The sequence below is a fragment of the Vibrio genomosp. F10 str. 9ZD137 genome (assembly GCF_049974785.1).
GTDB lineage: Bacteria > Pseudomonadota > Gammaproteobacteria > Enterobacterales > Vibrionaceae > Vibrio.
The window spans coordinates 1-993 of the sequence record NZ_JBNGCJ010000927.1 but is presented as its reverse complement, the minus strand read 5'-3'; the positions used below and the strand labels follow the sequence as shown (position 1 = coordinate 993).

The 993-nt window shown below is 47.4% G+C and carries 1 pseudogene; it reads right to left on the bottom strand.

The annotated features are described in order from the left end of the window. Window positions 1-993 (bottom strand): annotated as a pseudogene (locus tag ACP45E_RS20435) (ABC transporter permease); the annotation flags it as partial.

The window sequence follows — 993 nt, the reverse complement described above, 5'->3', positions numbered from 1 at the left end:
AATAAAGCTTGTACAAACCATTGCCAATGCCATGTGCCAGGCAATAGCGTTGCGCCATAAAGTTGCTCAAGGGTTATCGCAACGGTTGGGTGTAGCCAATGGCTCAACTGAATACCCAAAACGAAACCGAGTGATGCGCCTAGTGTGACTAAAGCAATGAGCTCGATTAGCAGAGCTGAGAGCACGATGCTTGGTGAAACTCCGGCTTGCTGAATTTGTACTAACAGCCGATTACGTTTGAGCAAGCTGTACTTCACGCCGTTGTAAGCGATGAACAAACCAACCAAGAAAGCCAGTAAGCTCATGGCAGTGAGGTTGAGGTGAAAGCTGTCGGTAATAGATCCGAGATCCGTACTTTGGTTGTTGGAAATCCATTGCCCTTGCTCGGCGATCAGATTCTGCCATTTGTCTTGATCGTGGGTCTTGGTATCAAAAACAGCGATGTAGCTCAGTTGGCCTTGCTTGTTCAGTAATTGCTGAGCGAATCCAATGTCCATCAACATCCGACTACCCAGTTGCCATTCATCGGGCAGCACGACCACTTGGGTGACTACTTCATCGAGCGTCAGTGTTTTTAATTCGTCTAAGCTTTGATGTTGTGATTGGCTCATCATAACGATGGATTTGCCAGCTAACAGTTGAGGAAGCGGTATGGCGTTGTCGAACAGAGATATGTTTTGACTGTTTTCTGACGTTCCATCGTTTTCGGCTAGCTTGTCGGTAGAATAGCGAGATCTTGAGGTGAGAGCGGCGATCAATTCACTGCCTTGTACCGACCAACGACGACCTTGTTCGTCTCTTACTCGCCCTTCAATCACGGGTAGTATCGCGCTTAATCCATTTTGTCTTAGCTTAAAGTAAAGCGATTCTGGTAAGTAGTTTTGCCCCGCTGGTGGAATGATCAGGTTTTTCGCTTGGACACTCAGTTGTTCTGTGGATTCAGCATAGCTGCGTTGGGCATTAAGGTTGATGGCTTGCACCGCGACAAACAGG